Genomic DNA, 21,851 nt, shown 5'->3' with positions numbered 1-21,851 from the left:
TTCGAAGCGGCATAGAACGCGAGTGGACAAATCATGGTCGAATTCGTCCTTCCCAAATCCTCCCGCCCCGTCGAGGGCAAGGTCTGGCCTCGGCCCGAGGGCGCGAGCCGGCTGAGGGAATTCCGCATCTATCGCTTCGATCCGGACGAGGCGTCGAACCCGCGCATCGATACTTATTACGTCGATCTCGACGATTGCGGGCCGATGGTTCTCGACGCGATCATCTGGATCAAGAACAAGATCGATCCGACGCTGACCTTCCGCCGCTCCTGCCGCGAGGGCATTTGCGGCTCCTGCGCGATGAATATCGACGGGCTCAACACGCTCGCCTGCACCAAGGGCATGGACGAGATCGATGGCGCGATAAAGCTCTATCCGCTGCCGCATATGCCGGTGGTGAAGGATCTCGTGCCCGATCTCGCCGATTTCTACGCCCAGCACGCGGCCATCGAGCCCTGGTTGCAGACGGTGACGCCGGAGCCGGAGAAGGAATGGCTGCAGGCGCCGGATGATCGCCGCAAGCTCGACGGGCTCTATGAGTGCATTCTTTGCGCCTGCTGCTCCACATCCTGCCCGAGCTATTGGTGGAATCGGGATCGCTTCCTGGGCCCGGCGGCGCTGCTGCAGGCCTATCGCTGGGTGGTGGACAGCCGCGACGAGTCGACCAGCGAACGCGTCGCCTATATCGACGACACCTTCCGCCTCTATCGCTGCCACACGATTCTGAACTGCTCCAACGCCTGCCCCAAGAGCCTGCTGCCCGGCACGGCCATCGCCGAGCTCAAAAATCTGGCGATAGCGCAGACGACGGGCGAGTGAAGCGGGGCCGGCGCCGCAATGGCGCCCCGATCGCCGCGCAATCTCGCCCGTGGAATCGCCGGAACTTGTCTTTTTTCCGGCCTGGGAGCATTTTGGAGCTGATGCTCGAGGAGTAGCCGCCATGCGATCGCGCCCGCTTCTTCTGGTCGCCGCTATTTTCGCCTTTTCGTCCGCGCTGCCGCTGTCCGCGGGGGCGGAGGATGCGCTCGACCCCAGCCGGCTGGACACGTCCGCCGCTGGAACCGCCAAGGCGAAACCGAAGAAAAACAAACAGCAGCAACAGGCTACGGCTGGTCAGCCGGCCGCGCCCGGCAAGCCGCCGGCCAAGGCCGAGAACCGCCAATTCGGCGAGCTGGAAGGCTGGTCGCCCGGCAAATCCCCGCCCAAGAAAAAAGAAAAAGAGGACGAAGGCTCGCGTTTCGGCAAGGCGCCGGTGAGCATGGGCAATAATGGCAATATGTCGGTCGGCATGCCTTTCTGAGCCCGTCGGCCTCGGCGCGATCGCCGCGGCCCTGCTGTGAGATCGATGCGAAGCCGCTCCGTGGCCTAGAGGGCCTGCGGGGTTGCTTCGCTATTCTCGCCCATACCCTCGACAAAAGGCGCGCCCGTCGCCATAAGCGGGCAAAAGGAGTGCGCATCCATGGGTTACAAGGTCGCCGTCGCGGGCGCCACGGGCAATGTGGGCCGCGAGATGCTCGACATTCTGGCGGAGCGCCGCTTTCCGGTCTCGGAAGTGGTCGCGCTGGCTTCGTCCCGCTCCATCGGGACGGAAGTGTCGTTCGGCGACAAGATTCTCAAATGCCGCCATCTCGACACTTATGATTTCTCCGACACCGACATCTGCCTCATGTCGGCGGGCGGAGACGTCGCGCGTGAATGGGCGCCGCGCATCGGCGCCACGGGCTGCGTCGTCATCGACAATAGCTCCGCCTGGCGCATGGACCCGGATGTCCCGCTGGTGGTGCCGGAGGTCAACGCCGACGCCGCGGCTGGCTTCACGAAAAAGCACATCATCGCCAATCCCAATTGTTCCACGGCGCAGCTGGTCGTGGCGCTGAAGCCGCTGCATGACGCCGCCAAGATCAAGCGCGTCGTCGTCTCCACCTATCAATCCGTCTCCGGCGCGGGCAAGGAGGGCATGGACGAGCTGTTCTCACAGACGCGCTCCGTCTTCGTCTCCGATCCTCTGGAATCGAAGAAATTCCCCAAGCGCATCGCCTTCAACCTCATTCCGCAGATCGACGTCTTCATGGAAGACGGCTTCACCAAGGAAGAGTGGAAGATGGTGGTGGAGACGAAGAAGATTTTGGATCCCAAGATCAAGCTCGTCGCCACTTGCGTGCGCGTGCCGGTGTTCATCGGCCATAGCGAGGCGATCAACATCGAGTTCGAGAATCCGCTGTCGCCGGACGAGGCGCGCGATATTCTGCGCGAGGCTCCCGGCGTGCTCGTCATCGATAAGCACGAGCCCGGCGGCTACATCACGCCGCACGAGGCGGCGGGCGAGGACGCGACCTATATTTCGCGCATTCGCGACGATCCGACCGTCGAGAACGGCCTCGTTCTGTGGTGCGTCTCCGACAATCTGCGCAAAGGCGCGGCGCTGAATGCGGTGCAGATCGCGGAAGTGCTGGCGAACCGCAAGCTCATCACGCCGAAGCAGAAGGCGGCCTGAACGCGCGGCTCTTGCGCGCGAGGAGAGTGGGAGCAGTTATCTTCGAGGCGACGGCGTCGGGCGCGAGCGCTTTCGTCGCCTCGTCGACGCTGCGAAACAACCGCCCTTCGCCGAGCGTTTTCATCACGCCGAAGCGCGTCAGCGCTTCGTGCGCGCGCACGGATTCGAACCGCGCTATGGCGAAATCCGCGCCTGCGGCGCGGCAATCCTCGATCGCCTGCCGCAATATGCCCGCCGCCGTATAATCGATCTCGACGATATTGCTCGCCTCCAGCACGACGAGCTTCGGCTTTTCCTCTATCGCCTCGCGCAAATCGCTCTGGAAACCATAGGCGTTGAGGAAAGACAGCGGCGCCTGAAAGGCCGCCACCAGCACGCCCTCGAGGCGCTCGCCATAAGGCTCGGCGCCGCTGGATGCGCAAGGCCACCACACCGAGCTTCCCGGCAGGCGCGCGAATGTGATGAGGCGCGAGCGCGTCGTCGTCCAGACTCCATGCAGCAGCGACGCCAGAATGGAGAGCGACACGCCATTCTGCACGGGCAGCGCGACGACGGCCGCCATGGTCAGCGCGACCAGCGCGAATTCGCCGCGCGTCTTCGCAAAAATGTCGCGCATCACATGCAGCCGGAAAATGCGCGCCGCGATGAACATCAATACGCCGGCGAGCGCGGCGTTGGGCACATGCTCGAGTAGTGAGGCGCCGAACAGCAGCAGCGCCGCGATGACCAGCGCCGCGACGATCGACGAGAGCTGCGAGCGCCCGCCGGTCGCCGTAACGATGGCCGTGCGCGGCGGCGAGGCGTCGACGGCGAAAGCGCCGACGAGGCCTGCCATTACACAGCCGGCGCCGACGCCGAGATAATCGCGATCGACATCCGGCGCGCGACCTTCCTCATCGGGAAAGGAGCGCGAGGTCGCCGCCGTCTGCACCATGATCACCATGGCGATGATGATGGCGAGACCGACGATTTGCGGAATATCGGCGGGCGCGATCTCGGGAAAGCGCGGATGCGGAAATTCCGTCGAGACCTTGCCGAGCACAGCGACGCCGCGCTCCTCGAGATGAAAATAGCGCACAGCGAAAGCGGCGCCGGCCAGAGCGATCAGCGCGGCCGGCAGCTTGGGGCTGATCTTTTCGCCGATGATAATGGTCGCGAGCGAGCCGAGACCGATGGCGATGGCCGCGGGATTCGCCTCGCGCCAATGCTTCGCCATTTCGGCGACGCGATAGAATTCGCTGCCCTCGACGCTCGGCAGGCCGATGAGCGCGGGAAGCTGCGAGATGAAGATGTGAATCGAGATCCCGGTGAGAAAGCCCGTCGTCACCGGAACGGAGAGGAGATCGGCGACCCAGCCGGCGCGCAGCAGAAAGCCGAGAACGAGAATGCCGCCCACCAGCAGAGCGAGAAAGGAGGCGAGCGCCATGAATTGCGGCGTGCCGCGCGTCGCCAGCAAAGCGAGAGCGCCGGCGAAGATCGGCGCGATCGTCGAATCCGCGCCGGAGGAGAGGAAGCGGTTGGAGCCGAAAGCCGCGAAGGAGAAGGAGCCGGCGAGAAAAGCGAAAAAGCCGATCTGCGGCGGAAAGCCCGCGAGCCGCGCCGTCGCCATCTGTTCCGGTATGGCGATGGCCGCCAGCGTCAGCCCGGCCGCTATGTCGTAGCGCAGCATGGCCTGCGGCAGGGAGGGGAAGAACGGCCAGGAGCGTTGCTGCGGCATGAGGAGCAATCCCAAATTGGGCTGCTTCTCATCTAGGGCGCGGCATTTGAAATGGAATGGCGTATGCGTCGCGACGAAGCGATCCCGCGGGATCGCTTCGCGCATCGAGACTCAAAACGCCCATTTCATCCCGGCGTAGACCGCGCGGCCATAGCCCGGATAAAAGGCGGCCGGATTGGACGCGCGCGCGTCGATGATCGTCGTCACATCGCTGATGTAGCGGCGATCGGCGAGATTGCGCGCATCGACATAGAAGGTGAGCCCATAGGGCAGCTTCATGCCCGCCTGAACGCCGAGCAGCACATAGCCGGGCGTCTGCAGCGTGTGCATGTAATCGACGTAAGAACCTTCCGGAACCCAATCGATCGAGGGCGCGACATAGAATCCGTCGGGACGGCTGTAGGAGAGCGTCGTGCGCAGCACATGGCGCGGAACGCCGGCCAGCGGATTGTTTCCGTAATTGGCGTCGCCGACGAAGCGGAAGTCGCTCCATGTCCAGACTTGGCTCAGCTTCAGCACATCATCGGGCGCGTTGAGGTTGCGCCACAGATCGACGCTGGCGGCGAGCTCGACGCCCTGATGCATGGTGCGCTTGGCGTTGAAGGTCGTCGCCGGCACGCCCGCGCCGGGATTTGTGCTGAACTTCAGCAATTCGTCCTGCAGCTCTGTGTGATAGAAAGTCACGTCCCAGGCGAAGCGATCCCATTTGCCGCGCGAGCCGATCTCGCCGGTCCAGGCCTTTTGCGATGCGAGCGGCGTGAAGGAGGCGCCGGGCGTCGGCGGAAAGAAGCCCTGCGTCAGATCGACGAAATCGGGAACGTCGCGGCTGCCGGTCATATCGGCGAAGAATTGAATCTCCGGCGTCGGCTGGAACATCAGCCCGACCTTGGGGACTATGCCGCGATAATTCTTCTCCGTGTGATTGGCGAGCGGCTCATAGGGAATGCCGCCGAGCACGGAATAGCGGCGATCGTCGCTGAAGATTTTCGCGCCGAACATCAGAGCGAGCTGCGGCGCGATATAGAAGCGATCCTCGAAATAGGCCTCGAGATTGAGCGCCGCCATGCGATTGTTGCGGATCTGCGCGCTCAGCCCCGGATTGATGAAGGTTCCGCAGAAGCCGAAGCAGGAGCCCGCGGCGCCGAATTGCGCGAGGCCATTGAAGGAATAGGGCGGGAAGGAATAGGCCGCATTGGCGAAATTGGCCGGTATCGCGCCATAGGGATTGAACTTCGCGCCATTGTAATTGGAATACCAATTATCGGTGGAGCCGCCGCCCCAGACGCGCCCGCCGACCGTCAGCTCGTTTCTGTGGCCGACGATCTCGAATTTCGTCGTCAGCTTCGGCGCGAAGCCCCAGCTCTCGCCTTCCTGCTCGATCACGACGAAGATCGGATGATAGAGGTAATTGTGAATGAACCAGCTGTCGACGTCGATGCGGCCTATGTCCGTTTCGAATGTCGTCTTGTTGGAGATGCGCTGGTTGCGGACATTGCGCGCCTGATCGGCGCCGAAGCCATCCGCGCCGAAGCCGGCGATATAGGGCAGGGTCGTGAGCATCGGATTGCTGCGCGCATTATCGAGCGTCAGCGTGCCGGGCAATTGCTGATTCGTGTCATAGACGCCGAAGTAGAAGCGCGTCTCGATATTGTCGGAGAAGCGATAGCCGATATTGCCGTTGATCTGCACATAATCGGATTGCGAATGGGTGCGAAACCCGTCCGAATGCGAGAAGGTTCCGTTGACGAGGAAATCGAAGTCGCCGATGACGCGCGAGACCTGGGCCTGTCCGCGAATGGAGCCGAAGCTGCCGCCGTCGATCGCGAGCATATTGGGCGCGAGCGCCGTGTGCGCCGTGGGCGAGACGAAATTGATCGCGCCGCCCAATGTCGAGGAGCCGAAGGAGAGCGCATTGCCGCCCTTATAGACATCGATCGAGCGGAAATATTTGGGGTCGATCTCGTAGAAATCGCCGCCGCCGTCGGCATAGTTCATCGGTATGCCGTCCTGCAGCAACTCGAAGCCGCGCAGATGATAATCGCGCGTGAGGTTCGAGCCGCGCATGGAGAGGCGCAGCTCTTGCCCGTAGCGTGTATCGACGAAGACGCCGGGAACATCCTTCAAGGCGTCGCGCAAATCGGCGATATGGCGCGTCTGCATTTCCGGCGAGGCGGCGTCGACGAAAGCGACAGAGCCGACAGTCTGCTCGATGCGGCGCCTTTGCTCCGCGACCGAGGGAACAGTGAGCGAGCCCGTCTGCGGCGCCGCATTGGCGGAGCGCGCGTCCGAGCCGATGTCGATCGGCGGCAGCGCCGATTGCGCAAAGGCTGCGGGAGTCGCGAGGAGAAGCGCGCCGGCGGCGACGCCGCGCGAAAGAAGGCTGCGATACATGGAATGTCTCCTGAGACGGCGTCGCGCCGTTCGAAGCGAAGTCGGAACGCGGCTTTCGCCGCATGGCGTTGCTGTCAGGAGAAAAGCGGCGGCGCCCGTGACGACCAGGATGTCGTCCAGCCGATCGGCGCAGGTCTTGGGCGATCTGCGGTCGCGCGGATCGGCGTCGCATGCGCGTCGGCGCCCAGAGCCGTGACGATGAAGGAGCCGATGACGGCGACGCCATCGCGCAGGCTCCATTCGCAGAGCAGGCAGCAATGCGAATGCGCGCCTTCGCCGGCGGGCGCCTGGCGATGATCCTGCGTCGCGCAATCGGGCGCGGCGAGCGCGATTTCCGCCCGCGCATTCGTCGCGTGGGCGAAAGGCGCCGCGGCGAACAGCAATTGCAGCAGGAGCGGAAGAACGGCGAGGATCGTGGCGAGCGCGTGCGAGCGGCGCGCCGCTCCTCGGCCTGCTTCGATCATCCGCTTCGCCTGTTTCATTCGCCTCTCGCGCCGCGCGAGCCGTCGCTCGGTTCCGCTTTCGTTTTCTTGGTAACTGACCAATAGTCGCGAGGCAAGCCGAAGCGGCCGCCTGCTGCTGCTCGCTACGGAGATTTCCGAGGGTTGTGACCGCGAGGACACAGTCATGCGCGTCCGAGGCGCAGGCCGGCGGCGAAGGATTCGATCGCCGCGGCGACGACGTCCGGCCGATCGACGGCGACGAAATGGCGGGCCTCGCGCAAGAGCAGGACGGAGGCTTTCGGCGCCTTGGCGAGAAGATTGGCGTAAAAGGCCGATATCTCTTCTTCGCTGCGGCCGGCGAGGTAGGAATCGGTCGCCGCCAGAGCGAGCAGAGGCGCGTCGAGCCGCGCGAGCTCCGGCCGCAGATCGGCCGACAGCATCTCGACGACATAAGCGGCGGTCGTGGCGGGATCGCTGCGTGCGGCGCGCTCGGCGAAACGCTCGGCCTGCCGCGAATCGTTCATGCGCGCGGCGAGAAAGCCGCGCAGCGTCTCTCGAAAGCGGACAGGATCGCCGGCGCCGGCGGAAAATTGCGCGGCGAGGCGCTGCGCTGTGCCTGCGCGCTCCTCGGCCGTCGCGCGGGCGAGGGCGGGGAAGACCGGATAGCCGTCCAGAGTGACAATTCCACCGAACAGCTCGGGATGCGCCGCTGTGGTCTTCAGCGCGATGAAGGCGCCGAGGCTATGGCCGACGAGGAGCGGCCGCTTCAGAGCGGCCACATAGGCCGCGATATCGGCGCAAATGCGCGGGATCATCGGCGCCTCGATCGGCGCGCGGCCGTCGAAGCCGGGCAGCGTCAGAGCGTGAATCGAGAAGCGCGGGGAAAGTCGGAGGGCGATCTCCTCCAGCGCCCAAGCGCCGCAGGCGAGGCCTGGGATCAGCACAAGAGGCTCGCCGGCGCCGCTCTGCTCTATCGAGAGAACGCCGAATTGAGTCGCGGCGCCGGCGAGAGCGGGCGCTGCGGCGAGAAGGCTCGTTCCGGCGAGCAGCGCGCGTCGGCTGAGCGTGGTCATGGAATCGGGCGATGATGCGGGTCGAGCGGCGTATGGCCGCCGGCGGCGTCCACGGCGACCACGCCGTCGAATCGCGACATGCGCTCGAGCAGGGCGGGGGAGAGCCGGCGCTCCGCCGTCGCCAGCGAAGCGGCGAGCGCCTCCGCGCGGTGCCGCGCGAGGCCGAGCTTTTCGAGCGAGGCGCTCTGCTTCAGCGCGTCGCCGGCGCAGAGCGAAATCTCCCATTTGCCGTCCTTGCGACGCAGCAGCGCGCGGCCGCCTTGCTCGCCCTGCGCCCAATCGGCGATGGCGACGTCGCCGTCGACGACGATCGGCTCGACGGCGAGCGGCGAGTCGGGACGGTCGAATGTCTGCATGAGGAGATGTTTTACGGCTGCTTCGTCATCGCCGGCCGCCGCGACGGCGACCTTCGCGCCGAGCAGGAGAGAAAAAAGCGCCGCGCCGCATCCGGCTCTCCGAAAAAAACTCATCTCGCCCCCCATTTCGATCGCCGGAAATTATTGGTAAGTTACCAATACAAGTTTGGCAAGCGTCCTACGACCAAAGCTCGGCCCCATGCGAAAGGGATGGCGAGGGCGCGCCGCCGCATTGCCCAGACGAGCAGGTTTTTGGTAGGGAGCCGGCATCGGGCTCGGAAAGATCGGCAGTGACGGCGGAAATCAGCGTCAGACAGCGGATATTGAACGCCGCGCTCGATATCGTCGAAAAAGACGGCGTCGAGGCGCTGACCCAGCCGCGCGTCGCCAAGGCTGCGGGCGTGCGGCAGTCGCATCTCACTTATTATTTCCCGCGCAAGGCCGATCTCTTCGTCGCTCTGCTGCAGGCCTCGCATGATCGCGCCGAGCGCGCGGGCGCAGCCGAGGAGGCCGATGAGCTTTTCGACACGCTGCGCAATCTCATGCTCGGACGCGGGCGGATGCGCTTCTTTCTCGCCATCGTTCTGGGGGCGAGCGAGGAGGAAGAGCTGCGGCCGATCCTCGCCGCCCATGCGCAGGGGTTGACGCGCCGCGTCGCCGCCTATTTCGGGCGAGAGGCGGATGATCCTGCGGCGGCCGGCTTCGTCGATCGGCTGCGTGGCCTCGGCCTGCGGGCGCTGCTCGAGCCTGGCCTCGCAGAGATCGAGACGGGTGAATTGGAGCGGCTCGCCGCCGAATTCGGCCTCCGCCGCCCGAAGAATTGACGCGCCGCGTCAACGATGCCCGCGTCCGGCGCTTGACGAGCCGCGACTCAAAATGCTCAACGTGCGCGAGCGGCGTCCGCCGGCGCCAGCCCGACCAATCAGGAGAACGATATGACGACGGAGATCGTGATCGTTTCCGCGGCGCGCACTGCTGTGGGATCGTTCAACGGAGCTTTCGGTTCAACGCCCGCCCATGAATTGGGCGCGGTCGCTGTCAAGGCCGCTATCGAGCGCGCCAAATTGGAGGCCACCGACGTCGACGAGGTCATCCTGGGTCAGGTCCTCGGCGCGGCGCAGGGACAGAACCCCGCGCGTCAGGCCGCCATCAAGGCGGGCGTGCCGCAGGACAAGACCGCTTTCGGCATCAATCAGGTGTGCGGCTCGGGCCTGCGCGCTGTGGCGCTCGCCGCTCAGCAGATTCAGTCGGGCGACGCGAGCATCATCGTCGCCGGCGGCCAGGAGTCCATGTCGCTGTCGCAGCATTCGGCTCACATGCGCGCCGGCACCAAGATGGGCGATGTGAAGTTCGTCGACACAATGATCGTCGACGGCCTCACCGACGCCTTCAACAATTACCACATGGGCATCACGGCGGAGAATGTCGCGGCCAAGTGGCAGATCAGCCGCGCCGAGCAGGACGCTTTCGCCGTCGCCTCGCAGAACAAGGCCGAGGCGGCGCAGAAGGCCGGCAAGTTCAAGGACGAGATCGTCCCCTTCACCGTCTCCTCCCGCAAGGGCGATGTGATCGTCGATCAGGACGAATACATCAAGCATGGCGTGACGCTCGAGGGCGTCGCCAAGCTGAAGCCGGCCTTCACCAAGGACGGCACGGTGACGGCGGCCAACGCCTCCGGCCTCAATGACGGCGCGGCGGCGCTCGTCATCATGACGGCGGCGGAAGCGGCCAAGCGCGGCCTCACGCCGCTCGCCCGCATCGCCTCCTGGGCGACCGCCGGCGTCGATCCGTCGATCATGGGCTCCGGCCCGATCCCGGCCTCGCGCAAGGCGCTGGAGAAGGCGGGCTGGAAGATCTCCGACCTCGATCTCGTCGAGGCCAATGAGGCTTTCGCCGCGCAGGCTCTGGCCGTGAACAAGGATCTCGGCTGGGATCCGGCGATCGTCAACGTCAATGGCGGCGCCATCGCCATCGGCCATCCGATCGGCGCCTCGGGCGCGCGCATTCTGACGACGCTGCTCTACGAGCTCGGCCGTCGCGGCGGCAAGCGCGGCCTCGCCACGCTCTGCATCGGCGGCGGCATGGGCATCGCTCTGACGATCGAGCGCTAAATATATAAATTGGACCGCGAGCCTCACAGGCTCGCGGTCCAATTCTTCGAAAATTCGATGAAGGAGGACGAGGTGGGCAGAACAGCGGTTGTGACGGGCGGCACGCGCGGCATTGGCGAGGCGATTTCCAAGGCGTTGAAGGCCGCTGGCTATAATGTCGCCGCGACCTACGCCGGCAATGACGAGGCGGCGAACAAGTTCAAGGCGGAGACCGGCATTCCGGTCTATAAGTTCGACGTGTCGGACTATGACGCCAGCGCCGCCGCCATCGCGCAGATCGAGAAGGATCTGGGCGCGGTCGATGTGCTCGTGAACAACGCCGGTATCACCAAGGACCGTCTGTTCCATAAGATGGAGCTGGCGCAGTGGCAGGCGGTGATCAACACCAACCTCAACTCGCTGTTCAACGTCACCCGCCCGGTCATCAACGGCATGCGTGACCGTGGCTTCGGCCGCATCATCGTCATCTCGTCGATCAACGGCCAGAAGGGCCAGGCCGGCCAGACGAACTATTCCGCCTCCAAGGCCGGCGACATCGGCTTCGTCAAGGCGCTGGCGCAGGAGAGCGCCTCCAAGGGCATCACCGTCAACGCCATCGCGCCTGGCTATATCGCCACGGAGATGGTGAAGGCCGTGCCGCAGGACGTGCTCGACAAGCACATCATCCCCTATATCGCCGTCGGCCGCCTCGGCGAGCCGGAGGAGATCGCGCGCGCCGTGGTGTTCCTGGCTTCGGACGACGCCGGCTTCATCACCGGCTCGACGCTGACCATCAATGGCGGCCAGTATCTGGCCTGACGCTCTTCGCGCTCGAGCGGCCCCGCTCGAGCGCGCTTCCTCTGTGAGCGCCGTCTCGCTGATCGCCGCGCGCCGCCTCGCTCCGCCTGCGGGCGAAAGAATCATACTACTTCGGCCGGCTCCTCCGACCTCTCGTCGGCGAGCGGCAGGGTGAAGCTCAGTCGCGCGCCGCCGCCGGGATTCTGCTCCGCCCACAGCTTCCCGTAATGCGCTTCGACGATCGCGCGTGAGACGGGCAGGCCGACGCCGAGCCCGTGCATCTTGGTCGTGGTGAAGGGCTCGAACAGCACATTCAGCAAATCGTCGGCGAGGCCGGCGCCCGTGTCGATGATGTCCGTGCGGATCATCCCGCCCTCGATGAGACGCGTCGAGATCACGAGCTCGCGCTTTTCGGCGCCCTGCATCGCCTCGAGCGCATTGCGCTTCAGATTGATCAGCGCCTGCCGAATCTGAGCGCGATCGACGATGACGGCGTCGTCCGCCGCGTCGAGATCGAGCGTCGTCGTCACCTTGACATTGCTGCGCGCCATGTCGGTGGAGGCGCAAACGTCGCGGATGATGTCGTGCAGCCGCTGCAGCGTCTTGTCCGGCTCGGCGCGGGTGACGAAGCCGCGCAATTGGCTGATGATCTGCGCCGCGCGGGTCACTTGCGCGACGGCGCTGTCGAGAATGGGGTCGAGATCGCTCGCCGCCTCCGCGTTGCGGCGCAGCACGCGCCGCGCGGCGCTCAGATAGGTGGCGATGGCCGATAGCGGCTGATTGATTTCATGCGCGACGCTCGCCGCCATCTGCGCCATCAGGTCGAGGCGGTCGGAACGCAGTTTGCGCATTTGCGCCTCGGCGCGACGCCGGTCGGTGAGATCACGCAGGAACAGCGCCAGCAGCCGCTCGCCGTCATGCGCCGCCTCGCTGACGGAGAGCTCCAGCGGAAACAGCGAGCCGTCCTTGCGGCGGCCGATACGCTCTGGCTCCGCCTCGGCGGGCGCCGCGCCATCGGCGCCCAGCGTCGCGAAACGCGGGTCGTGGAACGGCTCCGGGAACAGCATGTCGACCGATCGCCCGATCGCCTCCGCCGCCGCATAACCGAAGAGCCGCGTCGCCGCGGAGTTGACGGCGTGAATGACGCCGTCGCCGTCGATGATGACGATTGCGTCGACTGCGCCTTCGACGATCGCGCGCAGGCGCGCCTCGCTCGCCCGTCGCTCCCGCTCGGCGCGCGATTTCTCGCTGAGATCGCTGATCATCACCGCATAGCCGTAGAGATTGTCGGAATCGTCGCGCAGCGGGGCGATCAGCTCCTCGGCCGGGAAGATCGAGCCGTCCCGGCGCCGGCGCGGTTCTATTCGCTTGACGACGCCGCGCTCCGCGAGAGCGCTCAACTCCTCCTGCGTGTCGGCCGAATGCAGGATCGACAGGCGGCGGCCCAGAATTTCGTCGCGGCTCCAGCCGGTGATGCGCTCGGCCGCCTCGCTCCAGGCGACGATGAGGCCTTGCCGGTCCAGCGAGAAGATCGCCGAGGACGGCGCGCCCTCGGCGAGCAGCCGAAAATGCTCCTCGCTCTGCCGCAGCGCCTTGCGCGCGCGCTCATAGTCGAGGCTCTTGATCGTTTCCCAGCGGCCGCCGCGGCGGATCAGCGCGAATTCGTGCCGGGCGATCACCTCGACGATTTCGGGAGCGCCGATCAGCCGCAGCGAATAGGCGCAGAGCGTTATCATGCGGAACGAGCCGTGCAAGTCTCCGAGCCCGTTCTCATAGGCCATGAAGAGCGGCCAGTGCGAGGGGTCGAATTCGAAAGAGTTGCCGCAGGCGCGCAACCCGTCGAAACCGTCGCGAAGCGCCGCATCATGGGTCGCTCGCCAATCATTCAGCACGCGATCGCAGTCTATTTTGCCGGTGCGAAGATACCATTCGTCGCTCGACACTATGTCGATGCGGCCGCGAGCGATATCGGCCTCGAGATCGGGAACGAGCGTCGCCAGGCGCGCCTTTGCGGCGGCGACCGTCAATGGCGGCGCGGCGATCCACAAGCAGCGCTCATTGGCGCCGATGCCGGCCGCGAAATAGGGAGCGACGATGTCGAGAAGATCGTCGACGTCCTCGTAGAACTGGCAGAAATGTGTGCCCCACGGCAAATCTCCCGCGCCCTCTATGCCGGACGGGCGCGACAGCCGCTCGCTCCGCGACCGAAGAGTCACGAATTCCGTAGCGGTCTCAGCCTGCATGTATATTCATTCCAGTAGAGATCGCCGCCGTCTCCGGTCTGCAGGGCGCGAGCCCGCTCGCCTTCGATCCGCCAATCGGATGGGACCAAATGAGCATTGCCAAAATGGGACAATGCTCCATCGTCGCCTGTGCCGATCAAGAACCGCGCCACAAGGCGCCTGTCCCGGAGTGAAGCGGAGGAGCGCCTTTCAATGGCTCGCCGCGCTGCGGGCGGCGACCACCTCATGCGCCTGCCGGCCCACCATTTCGGTCAGATGATCGAAGCGGGCCTCGAAAAATCCGGCGCCCGAGGTGGCCGAGCGCAGCTCGACGATGAGATCGCCGATCTCCGCCTCCGGAATGAGCGCGTCGAGCGCGTCCCAGCCGTCCCATTCCGGGCGCGGCCCGAAGCCCAAAATCTGCCCGCGCCGAGCCGAAACAATGCCGGTGGCGCGGGAGACCGCCTCGCTCGGCGCGAATATCGCCACGGCGAGCATGGGCTCGAGCAGCACTGGCTCCGCTCTGCCCAGCGCCTCGATCATGCCGATGCGCGCCGCCGTGCGGAAGGCCATGTCGGAGGAGTCGACGCTGTGATAGGAGCCGTCGACCAGCACCGCCTCCACATCGACCACAGGGAAGCCGAGCGGCCCGCGCGCCAGTGCGTCCTGGCAGCCGGCTTCGACCGAGGAGAAGTATTGTTTTGGCACAGTGCCGCCATGGACGCGCTCGGCGAAAGCGAAGCCTTCGCCGCGCCTGCGGGGCGACACCTCCAGCACCACATCGCCGAACTGGCCGTGGCCGCCCGACTGCTTCTTGTGGCGCCCGCGCACGCTCACCGCATGGCGGATCGTCTCCTTGTAGCCGACAGCGGGCGCGTGCGTGGCGACGGTCACGCCATAGCGCGTGGCGAGCCGTTCCAGCGCGACGCGAATATGCATCTCGCCCTGGCCGAGCAGCTTCATCTCGCCGAGCGCCTGATCCTGAACGAAGACCAGCGACGGGTCTTCGTCGATGAGCTTGGCCAGCGCCGCGGCGAGACGCATCTCGTCCTTGCGGTCGCCGACCGAGAGCGCCAGCCCATAGACCGGACGCGGCGGCGCGAGCGGCGCCGGCGCCTGCGGGGCGCCGGCGCGGGCGTCCTGCACGGCTTCGCCGGCGGCGATCCCATCGAGCCGGCCGAAAGCCACGGTCTCGCCCGCTTCCGCTTTCGGCTGACGCATCGTCATCGCGCCGAGCAGCGAGGAGACGCCGCTGATCTTCTCCTCCGCGCCGGAGGAGCCGATCACCTGCTGTCCGTCCGAGAAGGCGCCGCGCAGCACGCGCGCCAGCGACAGCTTGCCGCCATGCGGCGTATGGATGGAGCGGAACACATGGGCGAGCGCCGGTCCGGCGTCCGCAATTCCGAGCCGCGCCCGCGTCGCGGCGACGCCGGGCGCCTCATGGCGCAGCGCTTTCAGCAGCCGCGTCACGCCGGCGCCGCGCTCCGCCGCGCCGATGAACACGGGCGCGACATGGCCGAAGCGAAGCTCTTTGGCGAGATCGTCGAAAATCTGGTCGCGCGGCGGCTCTATGTCGCTGAGCAATTCTTCCATCAGCGCATCGTCGTAATCGGCGAGCCGCTCCAACATGGAATAGCGCGCTTCCTTCTCCAGCACGGTTTCGCCATCGGGCATGGCGACGACCTGCGAGGGCGCGTGCTCGCGATAGACATAGGCCCGCTCCAGCGCGAGATCGATGAAGCCGACGGCGATGCCATTGTTCCACAGCGGGATCTGCCGCAACAGCAGCGGCGTGCGCGAGGCCGTCTGCAGCAGAGCGAGAGACTCTCGCAGATTGCCGGCGGCGGCGTCGATCTTGTTGAGGAACAGAAAATGCGGAACGCGCGCCTCCTCCACCGCGCGCAGCACGAGCTGCAAGGCCGGCAGCTTGCGCGGATCGGATTCGGCGACGACGATGGCGGCGTCGGCGACGGCGAGCGCACGGCGCTGCTCATCGGCGAATTCCACCGAGCCGGGACAATCGACGAAAGTGTAGCGGTCGCCGAGATAATCGGCTCGGCCGATATTGCATTCGACGCTCATCGCATGGGCGCGCGCTTCCGGCGACGCGTCGCCGACCGTCGCGCCGTCGCGCACGAAGCCCTGTCGTTGCACGGCGCCGCAACGCGCGAGCAGACATTCGAAGAGGCTGGTCTTGCCGCTCTGAAAAGGGCCGACCAGCGCGATCATGCGCGCGCCTTCGGCTCGCGCCGCGCCGGACGTTCTCGTTTCACTCATGTCCCGCTCCCGTTCCCGGCGCCGGCGAGTGGAAACCTTGTCGGCTCCGTCGAGGTCGATGCTCCCACCAGTTTGGCGCGCGCGCAAGTATGGAAAAGCGATGCGCCGCCGCATGGATGCGCGGGAGCCGCGAGCTATGCGAGCCGATGCGGAACGACGCCGCTCCACTCGGCCCAGCGCCCGTGAAAATCCGCGCGGCCGAGCGCAAGGCTCTCGCCGCCCGGCCAGAGCGTCAACGTGAGCGCGGCGGAGCGCGTGTCGCCGTCAGCCTCCATTTGCAGCCGTGCGAGCGGCGTCTCGCGGCTCGTTGTGGCGCCCGCCGCCTCGAGCGCGGCAGTGGCGCGGCGTTTGGTCTCGAGCGGCAAATATTGCCAGACGACCGTGTGATAGACGAAGCGCGCGACATTGCGCGTGGGTGGAGCCGCAAGCCGCGCCGCGAGCCAATCGCCGGCGTCGGCGCGCTCGACGCGCTCGGGCCGTGCGGCGGCGCAAGCGAGCGCGGTCTCCATGCGCGCGAGGCGCTCGCTCTGATCCGGCCAGACATAGGCGAGCAGTCGCGCGCGATGCTCGGCCTCGCCGGGATCGAGCGGATCGACGTCGCAGCCGGCGTGCGAGACGATCTGCAAAGGCGCGTCGAGCGACGGCGCCGCGCCGCGCCAATCGCAGGCGAGGCGAAGCGGCGCGGAAGGATCGCCGAAAGCGCCGACGCCAAGATCATAGGCATAACGATCGAAATGCAGATTGAGGCCGGCGCTGGCGCCGATCTCGAATGTCTCCAGCGGCAGGCCCGTCGCCGCGGCGACGATCAGCGCGCCCCCCAGAATGACGCTGGAGCGGCCCGTTTCATTGGTCTGCGGCGGACGATCGAGAAAGCCCGCGAGAAAATCGTCATGCGCCTCTATCGCGCGGGCGATCTCGCGCGCGAGCCGCGCTTCGTCGAGCGCATCGGGTGGGTAAGCGGCGGCCAACTCCGGCGCCTTTCCCGATCGCGCCAGAAAATGCAGCGCGCCGCAAGCGCGCAGCGCCAGCGCATCGGCCTTGGCGCGCGGACCCCAGGAAGAAATTCTGCGGCCGAAGGCGCTGCGCTCGTCGAGCCTGGCGGCGAGCGTCTCGCAGAGCGCGGCGGTGAATGGCGAGGCGAGATCGCGGCACGCCTTCGCTTGAAAATCAAAGGCGTCGGCGATCTCGTCGGGCAGGCGGGAGTGGCGTTTTGTCATCGCTCGAAGCTTTTTCTCGCAATTTCGGGACGGAGGCCGCCCGGCTTCCACTCGCGGCCGAACCGCGTTAGTAAGGCCGCTTCTCTAGCAAGGAGCCTTCATGCGGCCGAGCAAACGCGCGCCAGACGAAATGCGTCCCGTCAGCTTCGAACGGGGCGTCGCCCGCTACGCCGAGGGCTCGTGCCTCGTCAAATTCGGCAACACGCATGTCCTATGCGCCGCGACGCTCGAGGACAAGCCGCCGCCGTGGCTGCGCGGGCAGGGGCGCGGCTGGGTGACGGCCGAATACGCCATGCTGCCGCGCGCCACCCATACGCGCACGCGCCGCGAGTCGAGCTCCGGCAAGCCGTCGGGCCGCACACAGGAGATTCAGCGCCTCATCGGCCGCTCGCTGCGCGCCGTCACCAATCTGCCGGCGCTGGGCGAGCGTCAGATCGTCGTCGATTGCGATGTCATCCAGGCCGATGGCGGCACGCGCACGGCCTCCATCACCGGCGCCTGGCTGGCGCTGCATGACTGCTTCCAATGGATGCGCTCGCGTTCCATCATCAAGGACAATCCGCTGCGCGATCATGTCGCCGCCGTCTCCTGCGGCGTCTGCAATGGCGAAGCGGTCATCGATCTCGATTATGCGGAGGATTCGACCGCCGAGACCGACGCCAATTTCGTCATCACCGGCGCGGGCGGGCTCGTCGAGGTGCAGGCGACGGCAGAAGTCGCCGTTTTCTCCGAGGATAATCTCGGCTCCATGCTGACGCTGGCGCGCGGCGGCATCGACAAGCTGGTGCAATTGCAGAAGGCGGCGCTGGCGTGACGCGCAGAATCGAAGGTCGTCTCGTCATCGCGACGCATAATCCGGGCAAGCTCTGGGAGCTGCGCCAGCTGCTTGAGCCGCATGGCGTCGACGCCGTCTCCGCCGGCGAACTCGGCGTGACGGAGCCCGAGGAGACGGAGACGAGCTTCTCCGGCAATGCGCTCTTGAAAGCGCGCGCCTCCTGCGCGGCGACCGGCCTGCCGGCCTTCGCCGACGACTCGGGTCTCTGCGTCGATGCGCTGGATGGCGCGCCGGGCGTCTATTCGGCGCGCTGGGGCGGCGATAATCGCGACTTCGCCGCCGCCATCCGCCGCGTCGAGCGCGAGCTGAAAGAGCGCGGCGCGACGGCGCCTTTCACGGCGCATTTCATCTGTGCGCTCGCCATCGTCTGGCCGGACGGGCATGTGGAAGAGTTCGAGGGCCGTGTCGATGGCGTGCTGGTGTTTCCGCCGCGCGGCGAGAAGGGTTTCGGCTATGATCCGATCTTTCTGCCGGACGGATTGGATCGCACTTTCGGCGAGATGATGTCGGCGGAAAAGCACGCGCTGCCGGGCGATGGCTCGCGTGCGCTGTCGCATCGCGCGCGCGCCTTTCAGGCCCTGGCGCGCGCCTGCCTCGCCTGACTCGCAAGCGAGTCGCCGGCGGCCGAGGATCGTGATCCGACCCTCCTCGAGAGATGGGTCCAAGATTCGGTTCTCGGCGCGGAACGCTCCATCTTACTTTTGTCCCCCCGGCGACAACGGCGTCGATGCGAGGCTCCGTCATATTTTTCAAAGATTCGATCGAAGCGGCGATGCTCAGGTTCGTGGCGAAACTCATGAGGGACGCGCGTCAGCGCACCAGAATCTCCACGCGCCGATTCTCCGCCCGGCTCGTCGCATCCTCGCCCCTGAGGATCGGCTGCTCATCGCCGACGCCGGCGTTCGTCAACCGCTCGGGCGCGACGCCGAGGCGGCGCAGATGATCGAAGACCGCGCGCGCGCGGCGCTGCGACAAGACGTTTTTGTCCTCGGACGAGCCGACCGAATCCGAATGGCCGCGTAGGTCGAGGACCGCATCCGGACATTGCTTCAGCGAGGCGGCGAGGCGGGCGAGAAATTTCTCCGCGCCCGCGCCCAGCGCCGCGCTCTTGGCCGAAAAGCGGATTTTCTCCGAGGCCGCCAGCGCCGTGAGCGCCGCGCGGCAGGGCGAGGACTCCTCGGCCTCGGCTCCTGGCTGCGGCAGGCTCGGCCCTGCCGGCTCGGGCAGCGTCGGATCCTTCGGGATGTTCCAGGCCAGCGCAGCGGGCGGCTCCACGGCGACGGGCGCCGGACGCTCGGCCGAGCGGCCCTCCGCGATCTTCTCCTTGCGGCCCTTTTTGGCGGGGACGGGCGCGGCCTCGGCGGCGCGCGGCCGGGCGGCGAGCGCAGCGGCGACGCGCTCTTGCTCGCGCTGCGTCCAGGCGCGTTCGGCGGCATGATGCGCGGCCTCTTCGGCGGCGGCCGCGGCCTGCGTCCCCTCGCGCTGTCGAGCGGCCTGTGGCGAAAGCGAGTCCACCCGCCAGACCGTCCGCACGCCGGCGGCGCCCGCCAGCCGCTCGGCCAGCGCCCTATGGCCGGAGGCGTCGGCGGGCAGGAAGACGTCGCGGCCGCTCACCTCCAAATTCAGCGGATCGCCGCCCTCGCGCTGCGCCAGCGAGCCGAGATGATGCCCGAGCGCGGCCTCGAGGCCGCCCGCCGCCTCGCCATTGGCGACGACCGCCATGAGCGCGACCGCCCCCGCGCCGATCCGCCAGCCGATGCGTCCGCGCGCGATCGGCCCCGACGCCAGCCAGATGGCGCCGACGCCGGCGAGAAAAGCCGCAAAGAGCGCGAAGGCGCCCTCGAAATAGAGAGCCGCCCGTCCGAGCGTCGCCTTCGCGAAGATCACGATGAGGCAGAGCGCCATGCCGAACAAGAAATCGCTCTCGCGCAGCAGGACCGGGTCGTCGCCCTCGCGGCGCAGGCTGGCGAAGCCCGAGAGGGCGCCGACGATGAAGGCGCTGGCGAGCCACACGCCGTAAAAGCCAAGGAAATAGGTCATGCCTCGAGATTCGTCGGCTGGAGCGAGCGGCCGGAGCCGACGTGTGGCGGCGAGCAGAACCGCCGCGGCTCGCCCGGCAATTAACGTCTTATCGGTTCGTTTCAAGCTTTCTGCGGGAGCGTCGCTTATCGTTGGTCGGTCGGGCGTCGCGAGAGGAAAGAAATAAAGCTAGGGCTAAACGGGCGAAACTTGCGGCTGAAACTCGACAATTTCGTGACAATTTCGGTATATACTTAGTGGTTAGCCCTCGCATAATGGGCACCAAATGTTATATTTCATAAAAATACAGGCGAGTTCCAGGAACAACGATGAACTTCCACGCCGCACGCGCACTGAAGGCCACCGTCACGCTGACAGGAGCGAACCGCGAACAGCTGAGACCCTCCGGAATCAAAGGGCTGGGGGACGTCCCCTGGGGGGCGCATCTCTGTCAGTTCTACGAGAGCGATTCCGAGCTGCTGGAGATATTGGTTCCCTATTTCGCCGCCGGCCTGGCGTCGAACGAATTCTGCATGTGGATCACCTCGGAGACCATCAGCCGGAGCCGAGCGATCGAGGCGTTGCAGAAGGCGGTTCCGCAGTTGCCCGTCCTTCTCGACGAGGGGCGGGTACAAATTCTCGACTTCCGCGACTGGTACAAGCTCACCGACAATTTCGACTCCGGCCGGGTGTGCCTCGGTTGGAGCGGCAGATATGAGGCGGCCTTGGCGCGCGGCTTCGAAGGGATGCGCGTCTCCGGCGACACGTCCTGGCTGAACGAGGACGAATGGGAGGATTTCGTCCATTACGAGGATCAGGTCGATCCCCTCATCGGCTCCTCGCGCATCATCGCGCTCTGCACTTATTCCGTCACGGCTTGCGACACGACGAAGACCTGCGAGGTCTTGTCCAGTCACGACTGCGCGCTGGTGCGGCGGGGCGGCCATTGGAGAGCGATCGAGAGCTACGGCCGCCGGCGCGCCGAGCAGGCGCTTCGCGAGAGCGAGGTCCGGCTTCGCGCCACGATCGGGAGCGCCAGCGACGGAATCATCACGGTCGACGAGAACGGCGAGGTGACATTGGCCAATCCGGCCGCGGCGGCGATGTTCGGCTATAAGCTGGAGGAGCTGCTCGGCGAGAGCATCGGCCTGCTGCTCGAGCGCGGTCGCGGCTCGCGCCGGCGTCGGCCGGTCGATCTCTTGAAGATCGCCGATCGCGGCTATTTCGAAAGGCGGCGCGAATTCGGCTGGCGCCACAAGGACGGCTCGACGGTGCCGGTCGAATGCGCGGTCAGCGAGATCGGGCTCGAGCGTCTTCGCCGGCATTTCGTGATCTGCGTTCAAGATCTGACGGAGCGCCGCCGAGCCGAAGCGCGAATTCGCCAGCTGCACAGCGACCGGCTGCTCGCCATGGGCGGCATGGCGACGACGCTGGCTCACGAGATCAACCAGCCGCTGACCGCCACGGCCGCCTATCTGAACGCCGCGAGGCGCACCATCGCGCGAATGAGCGACAGCCGCGCGAGAGCGGCGGAGGAGGCGCTGGAGCGGGCCTGCGGCCAGGTCCTGCGCGCCGGCGGCATCATTCGGCATATGCGTGAGTTCATCGCGCGCAGTGAGCCGAACAAGACGCGCGAGCGTCTCCACGCTCTGATCGGGGCCGCATGTGAGCTCACCTCGGCGACCGCGAGCCACGCCGACGTCCGGCTCGTCCTCGACCTACAGGCCGAGCATGACACGATCATCGGAGACGCCGTTCAGCTGAAGCAGGTGATCGTCAATCTCGTCCGCAATGCGATCGAGGCGCTGCGCGCGGTCGAGGGGTGCCGTCGCGGATCGTGTTGAAATTGGCTGACGCAGCTCCGAGGCAATCGAGAATATCCGATCAAGCGGCAAGATCAATGGGCTGATCGGAGGGCC

General features: G+C 66.2%; 18 protein-coding genes. 9 read left to right on the top strand and 9 right to left on the bottom strand.

Annotated features, from left to right (window positions below; all coding sequences use genetic code 11):
• Window positions 1–33: 33 nt before the first annotated feature.
• The 3 genes from C5689_RS15175 (at window position 34) to C5689_RS15165 (ending at window position 2,494) form a co-directional block, all read left to right on the top strand.
• The gene (locus C5689_RS15175) at window positions 34–819 is read left to right on the top strand and encodes a succinate dehydrogenase iron-sulfur subunit (RefSeq protein ID WP_108918098.1); all 786 of its coding nucleotides are present in this window, start codon (window positions 34–36) and stop codon (window positions 817–819) included.
• A 49-nt stretch (window positions 820–868) separates the two neighbouring features.
• Window positions 869–1,300, top strand: a complete 432-nt coding sequence (locus C5689_RS15170) for a hypothetical protein (RefSeq protein ID WP_244594733.1) — start codon at window positions 869–871, stop codon at window positions 1,298–1,300.
• 159 nt (window positions 1,301–1,459) lie between these two features.
• Window positions 1,460–2,494, top strand: coding sequence for an aspartate-semialdehyde dehydrogenase (locus C5689_RS15165; RefSeq protein ID WP_108918096.1), 1,035 nt, complete (start codon window positions 1,460–1,462; stop codon window positions 2,492–2,494).
• On the opposite strand, the gene C5689_RS15160 is transcribed toward C5689_RS15165, so the two are convergent.
• From C5689_RS15160 to C5689_RS15140, 5 genes are all read right to left on the bottom strand, one after another.
• Window positions 2,469–4,211 (bottom strand): SulP family inorganic anion transporter, encoded by a 1,743-nt coding sequence (locus C5689_RS15160; RefSeq protein WP_244594732.1) that lies wholly within the window; start codon window positions 4,209–4,211, stop codon window positions 2,469–2,471. The genes C5689_RS15165 and C5689_RS15160 overlap by 26 nt on opposite strands.
• Window positions 4,212–4,322: 111 nt before the next feature.
• Window positions 4,323–6,602, bottom strand: coding sequence for a TonB-dependent receptor family protein (locus tag C5689_RS15155; protein ID WP_108918095.1), 2,280 nt, complete (start codon window positions 6,600–6,602; stop codon window positions 4,323–4,325).
• 74 nt (window positions 6,603–6,676) lie between these two features.
• The gene (locus C5689_RS15150) at window positions 6,677–7,084 is read right to left on the bottom strand and encodes a hypothetical protein (protein ID WP_108918094.1); all 408 of its coding nucleotides are present in this window, start codon (window positions 7,082–7,084) and stop codon (window positions 6,677–6,679) included.
• 143 nt (window positions 7,085–7,227) lie between these two features.
• The gene (locus tag C5689_RS15145) at window positions 7,228–8,118 is read right to left on the bottom strand and encodes an alpha/beta fold hydrolase (protein WP_108918093.1); all 891 of its coding nucleotides are present in this window, start codon (window positions 8,116–8,118) and stop codon (window positions 7,228–7,230) included.
• Complete coding sequence (locus C5689_RS15140) at window positions 8,115–8,540, bottom strand: copper uptake system-associated protein (protein WP_108918120.1); 426 nt, start codon at window positions 8,538–8,540, stop codon at window positions 8,115–8,117. Before C5689_RS15140 ends, C5689_RS15145 begins: the two co-directional genes overlap by 4 nt.
• 224 nt (window positions 8,541–8,764) lie before the next feature.
• On the opposite strand from C5689_RS15140, the gene C5689_RS15135 reads away from it, so the two are divergent.
• From C5689_RS15135 to phbB, 3 genes are all read left to right on the top strand, one after another.
• Window positions 8,765–9,298 (top strand): TetR/AcrR family transcriptional regulator, encoded by a 534-nt coding sequence (locus tag C5689_RS15135; protein ID WP_108918092.1) that lies wholly within the window; start codon window positions 8,765–8,767, stop codon window positions 9,296–9,298.
• 111 nt (window positions 9,299–9,409) lie between these two features.
• On the top strand, window positions 9,410–10,585 hold the full coding sequence (locus tag C5689_RS15130; protein WP_108918091.1) for an acetyl-CoA C-acetyltransferase: 1,176 nt from the start codon (window positions 9,410–9,412) through the stop codon (window positions 10,583–10,585).
• 72 nt (window positions 10,586–10,657) lie between these two features.
• Entirely contained in the window at window positions 10,658–11,383 is a 726-nt protein-coding gene (phbB, locus tag C5689_RS15125) for an acetoacetyl-CoA reductase (protein ID WP_108918119.1), read from the top strand.
• A 101-nt stretch (window positions 11,384–11,484) separates the two neighbouring features.
• Here phbB and C5689_RS15120 read toward each other — a convergent pair whose 3' ends face one another.
• From C5689_RS15120 to C5689_RS15110, 3 genes are all read right to left on the bottom strand, one after another.
• A complete protein-coding gene (locus C5689_RS15120) occupies window positions 11,485–13,605 on the bottom strand; it encodes a PAS domain S-box protein (protein WP_244594730.1) in 2,121 nt (706 codons plus the stop codon).
• A gap of 189 nt (window positions 13,606–13,794) precedes the next feature.
• Window positions 13,795–15,861, bottom strand: coding sequence for an elongation factor G (locus C5689_RS15115; RefSeq protein ID WP_108918090.1), 2,067 nt, complete (start codon window positions 15,859–15,861; stop codon window positions 13,795–13,797).
• Between the two features lie 134 nt (window positions 15,862–15,995).
• On the bottom strand, window positions 15,996–17,078 hold the full coding sequence (locus C5689_RS15110; RefSeq protein ID WP_108918089.1) for a DUF2332 domain-containing protein: 1,083 nt from the start codon (window positions 17,076–17,078) through the stop codon (window positions 15,996–15,998).
• Between the two features lie 100 nt (window positions 17,079–17,178).
• Between C5689_RS15110 and rph the strand changes: the two genes are divergently transcribed.
• Together rph and rdgB are read left to right on the top strand one after the other, a co-directional pair.
• The gene (gene rph / locus C5689_RS15105; protein WP_108918088.1) at window positions 17,179–17,892 is read left to right on the top strand and encodes a ribonuclease PH; all 714 of its coding nucleotides are present in this window, start codon (window positions 17,179–17,181) and stop codon (window positions 17,890–17,892) included.
• Window positions 17,889–18,515: an RdgB/HAM1 family non-canonical purine NTP pyrophosphatase gene (gene rdgB, locus C5689_RS15100; RefSeq protein WP_108918087.1), complete on the top strand. Its 627-nt coding sequence runs from the start codon at window positions 17,889–17,891 to the stop codon at window positions 18,513–18,515. The genes rph and rdgB overlap by 4 nt, the downstream gene beginning before the upstream one ends.
• Window positions 18,516–18,723: 208 nt before the next feature.
• Here rdgB and C5689_RS15095 read toward each other — a convergent pair whose 3' ends face one another.
• Window positions 18,724–19,953 (bottom strand): OmpA family protein, encoded by a 1,230-nt coding sequence (locus C5689_RS15095; RefSeq protein ID WP_108918086.1) that lies wholly within the window; start codon window positions 19,951–19,953, stop codon window positions 18,724–18,726.
• 308 nt (window positions 19,954–20,261) lie between these two features.
• On the opposite strand from C5689_RS15095, the gene C5689_RS15090 reads away from it, so the two are divergent.
• A complete protein-coding gene (locus C5689_RS15090; RefSeq protein WP_108918085.1) occupies window positions 20,262–21,776 on the top strand; it encodes an MEDS domain-containing protein in 1,515 nt (504 codons plus the stop codon).
• Window positions 21,777–21,851: the final 75 nt, after the last annotated feature.

This window comes from Methylosinus sporium (assembly GCF_003113265.1).
GTDB classification, from domain to species: domain Bacteria; phylum Pseudomonadota; class Alphaproteobacteria; order Rhizobiales; family Beijerinckiaceae; genus Methylosinus; species Methylosinus sporium.
Note: the sequence above shows the minus strand (reverse complement) of the source record. Positions and strands in the feature narration are given on the sequence as shown.

Excerpts from the sequence above, each read along its gene's own strand:
- C5689_RS15175 (WP_108918098.1), top strand. The coding sequence starts at position 34 with ATGGTCGAATTCGTCCTTCCCAAATCCTCCCGCCCCGTCGAGGGCAAG.
- C5689_RS15165 (WP_108918096.1), top strand. The coding sequence starts at position 1,460 with ATGGGTTACAAGGTCGCCGTCGCGGGCGCCACGGGCAATGTGGGCCGC.
- C5689_RS15160 (WP_244594732.1), bottom strand. The coding sequence starts at position 4,211 with ATGCCGCAGCAACGCTCCTGGCCGTTCTTCCCCTCCCTGCCGCAGGCC.
- C5689_RS15155 (WP_108918095.1), bottom strand. The coding sequence starts at position 6,602 with ATGTATCGCAGCCTTCTTTCGCGCGGCGTCGCCGCCGGCGCGCTTCTC.
- C5689_RS15150 (WP_108918094.1), bottom strand. The coding sequence starts at position 7,084 with ATGAAACAGGCGAAGCGGATGATCGAAGCAGGCCGAGGAGCGGCGCGC.
- C5689_RS15145 (WP_108918093.1), bottom strand. The coding sequence starts at position 8,118 with ATGACCACGCTCAGCCGACGCGCGCTGCTCGCCGGAACGAGCCTTCTC.
- C5689_RS15130 (WP_108918091.1), top strand. The coding sequence starts at position 9,410 with ATGACGACGGAGATCGTGATCGTTTCCGCGGCGCGCACTGCTGTGGGA.
- C5689_RS15120 (WP_244594730.1), bottom strand. The coding sequence starts at position 13,605 with ATGCAGGCTGAGACCGCTACGGAATTCGTGACTCTTCGGTCGCGGAGC.
- C5689_RS15115 (WP_108918090.1), bottom strand. The coding sequence starts at position 15,861 with ATGAGTGAAACGAGAACGTCCGGCGCGGCGCGAGCCGAAGGCGCGCGC.
- C5689_RS15110 (WP_108918089.1), bottom strand. The coding sequence starts at position 17,078 with ATGACAAAACGCCACTCCCGCCTGCCCGACGAGATCGCCGACGCCTTT.
- rph (WP_108918088.1), top strand. The coding sequence starts at position 17,179 with ATGCGGCCGAGCAAACGCGCGCCAGACGAAATGCGTCCCGTCAGCTTC.
- C5689_RS15095 (WP_108918086.1), bottom strand. The coding sequence starts at position 19,953 with ATGACCTATTTCCTTGGCTTTTACGGCGTGTGGCTCGCCAGCGCCTTC.
- C5689_RS15090 (WP_108918085.1), top strand. The coding sequence starts at position 20,262 with ATGAACTTCCACGCCGCACGCGCACTGAAGGCCACCGTCACGCTGACA.